At 37.1% G+C, this 11,041-nt stretch carries 8 protein-coding genes; all 8 read left to right on the top strand.

The features are described 5' to 3' along the window. Positions 1-1,838 (top strand): cadherin-like domain-containing protein (locus tag H4J66_RS09315; protein WP_182173567.1); only part of this gene is annotated, 1,838 nt, incomplete at its 5' end. Between the two features lie 110 nt (positions 1,839-1,948). Next, positions 1,949-4,123 carry a type I secretion system permease/ATPase gene (locus tag H4J66_RS09310; protein ID WP_182173564.1) on the top strand — a complete coding sequence of 725 codons (2,175 nt, stop codon included), beginning with the start codon at positions 1,949-1,951 and terminating at the stop codon, positions 4,121-4,123. Continuing rightward, entirely contained in the window at positions 4,120-5,493 is a 1,374-nt protein-coding gene (locus tag H4J66_RS09305; protein WP_182173561.1) for an HlyD family type I secretion periplasmic adaptor subunit, read from the top strand. Before H4J66_RS09310 ends, H4J66_RS09305 begins: the two co-directional genes overlap by 4 nt. 53 nt (positions 5,494-5,546) lie before the next feature. Next, positions 5,547-6,941, top strand: coding sequence for a TolC family outer membrane protein (locus tag H4J66_RS09300; protein ID WP_182173558.1), 1,395 nt, complete (start codon positions 5,547-5,549; stop codon positions 6,939-6,941). Continuing rightward, the gene (locus H4J66_RS09295) at positions 6,934-7,572 is read left to right on the top strand and encodes an OmpA family protein (RefSeq protein WP_182173555.1); all 639 of its coding nucleotides are present in this window, start codon (positions 6,934-6,936) and stop codon (positions 7,570-7,572) included. Before H4J66_RS09300 ends, H4J66_RS09295 begins: the two co-directional genes overlap by 8 nt. A gap of 63 nt (positions 7,573-7,635) precedes the next feature. Next, entirely contained in the window at positions 7,636-8,295 is a 660-nt protein-coding gene (locus tag H4J66_RS09290; protein WP_259369100.1) for a transglutaminase-like cysteine peptidase, read from the top strand. Between the two features lie 4 nt (positions 8,296-8,299). Further along, positions 8,300-10,231, top strand: coding sequence for an EAL domain-containing protein (locus tag H4J66_RS09285; RefSeq protein WP_182173552.1), 1,932 nt, complete (start codon positions 8,300-8,302; stop codon positions 10,229-10,231). A 308-nt stretch (positions 10,232-10,539) separates the two neighbouring features. After that, positions 10,540-10,995, top strand: a complete 456-nt coding sequence (trxC, locus tag H4J66_RS09280) for a thioredoxin TrxC (RefSeq protein WP_182173549.1) — start codon at positions 10,540-10,542, stop codon at positions 10,993-10,995. The last annotated feature ends 46 nt before the right edge of the window (positions 10,996-11,041 follow it).

Raw genomic sequence — 11,041 nt, 5'->3', positions numbered from 1 at the left:
TAACCATTTCAGTGACACCGGTTTCAGATTTAAGTGATGATAGTGAAACGGTTACGATAGCTGAAGATACAATTGCTACAGGTAATGTGCTTGATAACGCAGCAACTGCAGACGGTCCACTAACTCTTACAAGCTTTATGGTTGGTGGGAATACGTATAATGCAGGTGATACGGTTACCCTTGCTGAAGGTGAACTCATCTTAAATGCAGACGGTAGCTATACCTTCACACCAAATGATAATTTCAATGGTGCTGTGCCTGTAGTCAGCTACATCGTAACTGATGGTGCAGGTGATACCGATGTGTCGACCTTAACGATTGCGGTTACGCCGGTGAACGATCCACCAGTTGCGGCTGATGATAATTTTAGTGTTAACGAAGGCGAAATCGTCAGTGGCAATGTGATCAGCCATGATGACGGCGATGGCGTGATGGATAACGATGGTGGCGATGGTGCTAGTCTGAGCGTGACTCAAGTCAATGGCGTTGATTTAGTCTTTGATCCATTAACGGGTGAAGCCCGTGTAGATATCAAAGATGGTTTTATCTTAATCAAGGCTGATGGCAGTTTCACTTACACCCACAATGGAAACGATCTGGTAGGTGCACCACCAAGCTTTAATTATACTTTAAGTGATGGTACGGATGTTGACACTGGTAATGTGATAATCGCAGTAACACCATTGAACAATCCACCGTTTGCAGAAGATGATGGCTTTAATATTGATGAAGGGGAAAGCGTTTCAGGCAATATTATACTTCATCACGATGGTGATGGTGTTATCGATACTGATGGTGGCGACGGTTCAACATTAGTGATAACTCATATTAATGGCGTCGAACTAAGCTTTGGAACAGATGGCTTTGCTATTATTAATGTCGAAGGGGGTATTTTAAGTATTAATGCTAGTGGCGACTTTACTTATCAAAATAGTGATGGCTATATTTTAGGTGCTACTCCACCAAGTTTTGAATACACTTTAACTGATGGTATTGATAGCGATACAGCCAATGTAATTATTACTGTTAATGACTCTGCTCCAGTTGCTGTCGATGACAATAATTATATTACATATAAAGATGATAATGGCTTAAGTATTAGTAGGGGAGTTCGAGGTAGTATTATTACTCGTGGTAGCTCAGGCGATAGAATTGACAGTTCAGAAGATGGTGTAATTATATTGACTCAAGTTGAGTATGATGGCCAAGTTTATGTATTTGATATTAGTCATACCTCGCATACCATAGTAACTGATTTTGGTGTACTGGTTATTAGTCATAACGGGCGATATACATTTCAATTGGCTGCAGGAATTGATGTTAATTCCATTCCATCGTCATTACAATTTACTTACACGATCCAAGATGGCGATGAAGTAAACCCTGAAACTGATGAAGCTACTTTAACCATTAACTTAACTCACGATAATCAAAATATTAGCCCAATGAGTACTTCTTTGTCTGAAGGTGAACTTATCGACTTAGCTTATAGCGAACCAAATACTAAGCTGAACTTAAATGATGAAAGTTTAAGCCCAGCAATAATATTTGAACTAAATGATCTACTAGTGGAAAGTAATCTTGATAATATCAATGAAAGCTTCATTTTTAATGAGTTATCTGAAAGTGACTTAAATACAGATCAAGAAAGTGAAGTTACAGTTATCTACGCAGACGAAAACTTGACCTTAGAAAATATTGATCAGGTCGACGCGCTTTCAAATACTGAAACAATAATCACCAATAATTTCTTAAATAAAGGTGTAACATTGAACAGTGATGCGTCATCAGAAATTGTGCCATTGCCCATTGAACTCGACACTTCAGACCAGATATGATTAAGTCGAGTAAATTAAGTAGCAAAACATAACAAGTACAATGAGCTAATGATGAGATGTTCTTTCCAACATCATTAGCTTATTGGCTTTTTTAAGGGATAACATACTAGGTGCAATCAACAGTGCAACAGTCAACTCAATGGACAATTAACGCTTCACAAAAGTTAAGTTCAGACCCTCTGTTAGACAGTTTAGTGCTTATAACAGAGCATTATGGTAACCCGTGTTCTCCTGAAGCGCTCGCGGCTGGTTTACCACTTACTGGTGCTAATCTTACACCAGAGCTGTTACCTCAAGCAGCATCTCGCGCAGGGTTAAGTGCAAAATTAGTGCGTAAAGGCTTGAATGAATTACCCTCAATGTTGTTACCTTGTATTTTGATGCTAAAAGATAAAAAAGCCTTAGTATTACAAGAACTCGATATTGAAAAAAATATAGCAACAGTTTCTTTACCTGAAACTGGCGGTGAAGAACAGTTAACAATAGAGGGATTAGAATCGAGTTTTGTTGGCTATTTATTTTTAATAAAGCAGCAATATCGCGGTGATAGAAATTTTGATGTTCATCTTAATAGTTCAAAAGAACATTGGTTATGGCAGAAAATTAAGAATACTTCATCGATATATCGAGATGTGATTATTGCATCAGTAATGATCAATGTTTTTGCTCTGGTATCACCACTTTTTGTGATGAATATTTATGACAAAGTGATACCTAATCTCGCTTTCGAATCACTTTGGGTACTAGCCATTGGTGCCGGTGTCGCTTATATCTTTGATTTTATTTTAAAACAACTTCGTGGTTATCTAATTGATGTTGCGGGCAAGAAAATTGACATTGAAGTTTCTTCAAAACTATTTGCTAAAGTAATTGGTATACCGCTTGAAAAACGCTCCCCAAGTGTCGGTGGAATGGCAAAGCAGCTGAGTGAATTTGACAGTGTTAGAGAGTTTTTGTCTTCTGCGACAATAAGTGCCTTAGTTGACTTACCTTTTGCTGTGCTTTTTATGTTTTGTATTTGGCTTGTTGCAGGAGACTTAGTGATGTTTCCAATTATTGCCTCAATACTTATCATTGGCTACACCTTGTTAAATCAATCTAAACTGCGTAAAGCGATAGAAGAAAGTAATAAGTTTTCGGGTTTGCGCCATGGACATCTGATCGAGTGTTTAAGCGCGTTAGAATCTATTAAAGCTAATGGCGCCGAAGGTGTTGTGCAAAGAGCTTGGCAGCAAATGGTTGGTCATACCTCGACTTGGTTACTTAAATCTAAAATGATCACTAATTCGGTCTTAAATTTTGCGAGTTTTATTGTACAAATATCAGTAGTCGCCGTTGTAGTGTTAGGTGTCTATCGAGTATCCGAAAATTTAATCTCTATGGGGGGAATTATAGCGGCTGTTATGTTAACCGGTCGTGCTATATCTCCTATTGCTAAGCTTGCTGGCCTAATGACGCGCTCTAATCAAACCTTAAGTGCTCTGAAACAACTCGATACTTTAATGGAGCAAGAAGGCGAATTTGAAGACAAAGCTCATTTGGTAAGTCGGACAAAACTCAGTGGCAACATAAATGCTGAAAATATCAGTTTTAAGTACCCTAATGCAGAAAGCGACTCTTTGCAGCCAATGTCAGTAAAAATTAATCAAGGAGAAAGAATTGCCATTGTTGGTCATAATGGTTCGGGTAAAACAACGCTGGCTAAATTACTATTAGGTCTTTATCAGCCAAGCAAGGGTAGCATTCAATTTGATGGTTTAAATCACCGGCAAATTCACCCTAGCGATTTGCGAAAAAACATTGGCTATTTACCACAAGATATTGTCTTATTTCATGGTACCATCCGCGATAACATCCTCTTCGGTACTCGTCAAGTTACTGAATATCAACTTATTAGAGCGGTTCAACTGTCTGGTGTCAGTGCTTTTACCGATCATAATAGTCAAGGCCTTGACCAACAAGTGGGGGAAAGTGGTAATGCATTATCACGTGGCCAGAGACAGTCAATTGTTTTAGCCAGAGCGATATTAAATTCACCTCAAATATTACTGTTAGATGAGCCAACCGCGAGTCTTGATGCTCGTGCTGAAAAAAAGTTTATTGAAGCAATCAATGCAACGGCAAAAGATCGCACTATGTTATTAATTACCCATAAAATGGATTTATTAAAATTGGTTGACCGCATTCTTGTTTTAGATAAAGGTAAATTGATTATTGACGGTCCAAAAGATAAAGTATTAGCGCAACTCAAAGGCGAAAATTTAAATCAAGAGACGAACTTATGAAGGTTAGCCAACAAGACCTAGAAATGGCTGACGATGTATATGGTGCAATGCTAACGGAAGTGCCAAGTTTACATCGGTTAACTATATGGGCAATGGCCGGATTACTTTTTTGTTTTCTTATTTGGTCATATTTTTCTGAACTTCAACAAGTTACTTCAGGAATGGGCAAGGTCATACCATCAACTCAAGTACAAATTATACAAAGTTTAGATGGTGGTGTATTACAAAAACTCTTTGTTCAAGAAGGTATGCAAGTAATTAAAGGGCAACCGATTGCAAGTATTGATGATACTCGCTTTAGATCTGACTTTGCAGAACAAAAACAGGAAGTGAGTAGCCTTAGAGCGAATGTCATTCGCCTTAGAGCTGAGCTTTCCAGTATATTGATTGGTGTTAGCGAAAGTTGGCAACGACAAATAGAAATAAATATAAAAGTACCCGTTTACCCAGACGATTTGCAACAAAACGCTAAGTTTATGGTTGAAAGACAACAAGAAGAGTATTCTGGAAGAATAGATAATTTAATCAATCAATTAGCAATTCAAGCCCAGCAGATACAACAAAGGGAACAAGAAGTTGCTGAATTAGTTTCGAAAATTAATACCTTAAAAATAAGTTATGAGATAGCCAGTAAAGAACTCGACTTAACACGACCGCTTGCAGAAAAAAACATTGTTTCAAAAATCGAACTCTATAAGTTAGAACGTAGCGTGAATGAGCTTAAAGGTGAATTAAGTGCGGTTCGTTTGTTAGCACCAAAATTAAAGTCTGCCATACAAGAGTCAATTTTAAATCGTAGAGAAACAGCACTTGCTTATAGAACAGAAGCGAGATCAGAGCTTAATGAATTAGAGAATAAACTATCTCGAATTAATGAATCACAGGTTGGTGCTCAAGATAAAGTAACGAAAGCATTAATTTTATCGCCGGTTATTGGTACTATTAAAACCATACACATTAATACCTTAGGTGGAGTAGTTAAGCCGGGTGAAACCATTGCTGAAATTGTGCCCACCGAAGATAAATTGATGGTTGAAGCAAAAATTAAGCCTAGAGATATTGCGTTTATTTATCCTGGGTTGCCAGCTGTTGTTAAGATAACCGCCTATGACTTTACAAGATATGGCGGGTTAACGGGTAAAGTAGAGCACATAAGTGCCGATACAACACAGGATGAAGAGGGAAACAGTTTTTATCTTATTAGAGTGCGCACTGATGCTTCAAGCATTAAGAATAAAAATGGCAAAGAAATGCCAATTATTCCAGGTATGCTAACAGATGTTGATGTTATTACGGGTAAACGAACAATTTTAGAATATATTTTAAACCCCATATTACGGGCGAATGAGGCTGCACTAAGAGAACGGTAGGCTTGTCTAATAGTAATTAATAATAAAAATATGGAGTATTTATAAATAACATTATGTTTAAATTAAATAAAATAACTATGGTTTGGTGTTTAGGCTTATCGGGATTATATTCCGCTAATAGCTATGCCCAAAGTTTAGAGGCAACCGTTGCGACTGCACTTGATACACACCCTGATATTCGTCAGACATTTGCACGATTTAAATCTAAAGAAGAAGATGTTAATCGTGCCTCAGCAGGCTATTTTCCAACTATTGATTTAACTGCTGGTTATGGTTATGAATATACTGATACTCCCGGAAACAGACGAAATGCTACCATCGGCGATAACGGTGAAACTGAATTAGCCCGAGGTGAATTTGGTGTTAGTATTAAACAAATTCTTTTTGATGGCATGTACACGAGTAATGAAATAGATAGAACTAAATTCGAAGCGAGCGCTGAGCAATGGACATTAATTGCCAATGCAGAAGATCTTGCGTTACAAGTGGCTAAAGCCTATTTAAATTTTATAAAAACAGATGAGCTTGTTAAATTATCAGCAATAAACATTGCCTCACACCAAGTCATTTATGATCAAATAAAAGAACGTACTGATTCAGGACTGGGTAATATCGCCGACTTGTCTCAAGTTACAGGGCGGCTAGCTCGCGCGCAAGCTAACATGATTTCGGCGCGTAATAATAACCTTGACGCTAGGTCACAATTTATTCGTTTAACGAATACACAACCGAGTAATCTTGTGCTACCAGTACCTGATGCCGATATGTTACCTAAAAATAAAGCAACGGGTTTAACTCTAGCAATAAAGCGTCATCCGGTAATTAAAGCTGCTCAGCAAGATATTAATGCGGCTCGTTCATTTAAAAACTCAATAAACGCTAGATATTACCCAACCTTATCTTTAGAACTCGGCGTGAATTCTGATAATGATATTGGTGGTGAAAGTGGTATTAATCGATTTGGCGCTGACGTAGGTGGTCATCGAAACGATGCAACAGCAATGCTGCGCTTGCGCTACAACTTTTACTCGGGTGGAAAAGACATAGCTACCGAACGAAGTGCCGCCTATAAAATTTCAGAAGCGCAGGAAATTAATTATAACGCTCACCGTCAAGTTACTGAAAGCTTTGGTCTGTCGTGGAATGCTTTTGAAATGTTATCTTTACAAAAAAAATATCTAAAGCAACATGTTATTACATCTAAAGATACGCAGGCAGCCTACAAACAGCAGTTCGATATTGGGCAGCGAAATCTTCTCGATCTGCTTGATACCGAAAATGAATTATTTCAAGCTCGTAAGGATTACCTTGATGCAGACTTTAATGAATTAAGCGCTCAGTATCGTTTGTTAAATGCAACAGGCCTGCTACTTGATTCATTGAGAGTAACAAGATCATCAAAATGGAAAGGTGAACACGAATACGAACAAGGAGCTTACGATGAATAAGTTATCAATTAAGCCAATAGAAGTTACTGCAAAATATTTAGTGGTCGCTTTTGCAGTATTATTTATTAGTGCATGTGCTGATACTCCTGTAGTTACATTAGAAGACTCGGTACAGCAGTTTCATGATTTAACTGATTATGACAGTGATGGTGTAGTAAAAGCGCGTGAACAATGTGACGGGACTTCCATTGGTGCTGCGATTGACAATTATGGTTGTGGCACTCGAACGTCTAAAATAATGCCTTTTAAAATTGATGTTAAGTTTGTTAACAATTCTTATCAACTGTCAGACCAAGCAAACGAAGACATCAGTAGGTTAGCAGAACTTCTTAAAATGTATCCGCAAATCAATGTAGTGATTGAAGGGCATAGCAGTAAAGTTGGCGTGGCAAAATTAAATCAAGTGCTGTCAAATAATCGCGCTAAAGCGGTTGCTTTGGTACTAATCAATGATTTTAAAATTAATGAAGAGCGTATCTCTTCAATCGGTTATGGCTTTGAACGCTTAGAAAACTTAGCCGATACTGAACAAGCGCATGCTGAAAATCGTCGTATAATGGCCGAGATATCTCATGTAGAAAAAGTTGATGATCTCAAATGGACCATTTATACAGTGAATCAAGCTAATTAATTATTAATGAGTAGCATTAGAAGAAGTTCTTTTTTTAAATGGATGGTTATCAAGCCCATCCAAATGCTTCTCATCACCATAATATGTTTAGCGGCTATATTTGCTCAATCTACACAGCCCCTCAATGAAAAAGAAATTGTATCATCATTAGAAAAAAGTTATGGAGAAAGAGCAGGTAAAAGAGGCAAAGCCTGGTTTAAATTAATGCAACCAAAAGTTCAACATTCACCCTTAGAAACATTACAAGAAGTTAATCAATTCTTTAATATGTTTAGGTTTATTGATGATAGTAAACTTTGGGGGGTTAGCAATTATTGGGCGACACCTATCGAATTTATCGGTGTTAATGGTGGCGATTGCGAAGACTATTCAATTGCTAAATATTTTACCTTATTAGAGATGGGTATTGCGGATGAAAAAATGAGGATCACTATGGTAAAAGCTGTCAAACTTAATCAATACCATATGGTACTCGCTTACTACGAAACGCCTAGTGCCGTACCATTAATTTTAGATAATCTAGACGGTGTTATAAAACCCGCAAATCAGCGCAACGATCTGATCCCTATATATAGTTTTAATGCCAGTCAATTATGGTTGAACAAAGCAAAGGGGCAAGGAATTCTTAGTGGAAAATCATCAAAGCTTAAACTTTGGCGAGACTTAAGACAGCGTATAACTACTTCAAAACTTAAACAACCCAAAATTAAAATGGAGTTTTAAGACCATGACCCTATTTAGAGAAATAAACTCATTACTGTTCGCACTTTTTTTACTAGTTATGACCAGTTTAGTTTATTTTCAATTTACACAAACCCGCGACTTTATGAATCAGCAGATGGATTCTGATTTAAACAACACTATAACTTCGTTAGGTTTAATGCTGAGGCCTCATCTTGAAACCGGAGATGTAGCCACAGCAGAAACCTTGGTTAATGTCATTTTTGAAGGCGGCTTCTATCGCAAGGTGACCCTTAAATGGCTAGTTGATGGCAAAGAACAAATTTGGGAAAATCCAATTGTTATTGAAGGGGTTCCACAATGGTTTATAAATCTAGATTTATTTGCCATACAAAAAAAAGAAAGTTTAATTACCTCAGGTTGGTTGCAACTAGCAACAATTGAAATTGAAGGTCATCCTGCGTTGGGTTATCAAGAATTATGGCGTGTGATGAATGACACTTTGATGATTTTATCTTTGCTTTTTATTCTTTCTATTATTGTTTTAAGGTTCAAATTGAACCGAATTTTAAAACCGTTACATAATGTAGCTATACACGCGAAAAACATTTCACAACGTAAGTTTGGTCAAGACCTTGAGTTACCGAAAACTATAGAGTTACAAGATGTCGTTGGCGCGATTAATTCGATGTCAGGACAGTTAAAACAAATATTTTCGACCTTGGATGAAGAGGTTAATGAATTAAAAGAAGATAAATTTATCGATCAGGTTTCTCAATTGCCTAATCGACAATATTTGTCTGCACAAATCAATAATTGGTTAAATGAGCCTGGATTTGGCGGACTTATTTTAGCTAAGTTTGATTGGCTTGAAGATGTTCATAGTAAGTATGGCTATCAAGGCCGAGATGAAATTATTAAGGTTGTGTCAAAACGAATGCAAGCCGAGTTGCCAGAAATCAGCGAATGTATTATTGCACGAATTGCCAACACCGAATTTGCATTTTTGATCACTAAAGCAGAAAAAAGCGTCATAAAAGTCTACTTGCAGTCATTAATTAGGATCATTAATCAAGAGATAGCAAAAGCAGGTTGCACACCTAATACTCGCTTTGCCTTAGGTGTTAGTCAACGCATTGATAACATGAACTCGGCTGATTTATTATCTCAATCTGATAATGCACTACAACAAGCACAACGCGAGCATAAAATAAGTCATTGGATAGATGCGGATCAACCACAAAAATATAGCCGTGAACAATGGCGCAGTAAATTGGTTGATTCTATTAATAACAACCATTTTAGTTTTCAATGGCAGCCAATTTTAGCTATGACGACTCAACATGTAATTCAGCGTGAAATATATTGTCGTTTATACATAGACAAACAAATTGTCACCGCATCTGAGTTTATGCCATTTATAGAGTTGTTATCGTTAGGTGCTCAGCTAGACAGATGTTTATTGCAGTCAATCGAACAGCAGAATATTTTGGCCCTTGCAGATGAGGGCATCGCGATTAATTTAACGCATGATAGTTTAAAAGATCCACAATTTATTCAATGGTTAGCGCAATATCTTAAGCAGTCCGTCTATGCCGAACGTATTTCTTTTGAAATACCCGAATCAGCAGCCATAACCTCGTTTGAGCAATGTTATCAGCTAGCAGAAATTGTTAGAGCAGCGGGTGCAAAGATAGGTATTGACCAGTGTGGTCGCCAAATTGGCTCTTTAGAATATTTACAAAAACTTCTACCAAATTATATTAAATTAGACTTATCTTTCGCTTATTATGAGAAGTTAAATCAAAATAAAGAACTTTGCCGTGCGCTAGTCAATGTGGCGAAGGGACTAAATATCTCGGTTATTATTACTGGAATTGAAGACCAAGCCCAATTAGCAGATTTTAATTCATTAAAAGCAGAGGGTTATCAAGGTTATATTTGTCCGGTTGAAGACGTTAATATTAATCCCAGTTAAACCTATGGGTGTTAAAGTTTGAATGCCTTAATGATTTAGCCTAACTCGAGCTAATGAAACAGTGAAAAAAGTAAATATCAAAGCATGGGTTAATAGATGATCAGGTAATGTGAAAAACAGATAAGGGTAAAGTTTAATTGATGCGGCTTTTCATTATAAATAGATATATTTCAATAAGTAACTAGTTATATTAGTCTGTAACTAACGGTCTTAATTTAGTTGTTTGAATTAAAGCCCGTTCAGAACCATTTTTATATTTTACTTTTTATATTAAACGAATTTTAAAATACTTTTTAGTGAGATTTACTATGACTGATTCACCTATTCAAATAGTTTGCGCAAGTTGCGGTACGAAAAATCGTCTAGCTAAGGCCAAGCTCAATGACCAGCCTCTATGCGGTAAGTGTGGTAAAGCTGTGCTTTCTATTAACCCTGTTATTGGTAGCGATAAAAACTTTAGCCGTTATATTACCGACAATGGTTTACCTGTTGTTGTCGACTTTTGGGCACCGTGGTGCGGGCCTTGTAAACAATTTGCACCCACTTTTGAACAGGTTGCTGCAGATATGTTTACACAGGCTTGTTTTGTGAAGTTAGACACTGAAAGTAATCAAAATACCGCAGGAGGGCATAGTATCCGTTCTATTCCTACTTTAATGATATTTCATCATGGTAAAGAAATTGCTCGAATGTCCGGAGCCTTACCCAAAGCACAGTTTAAACAATGGCTAACTGAAAATTTGCCAATGACAGACACATTATAAGTATCTTAAAGAACATTCTTTATAGGTGCTGCGGTTACTCACAAGG

Source organism: Colwellia sp. MB3u-55 (genome assembly GCF_014076785.1).
Lineage (GTDB): Bacteria > Pseudomonadota > Gammaproteobacteria > Enterobacterales > Alteromonadaceae > Colwellia_A.
Note: the sequence above shows the minus strand (reverse complement) of the source record. Positions and strands in the feature narration are given on the sequence as shown.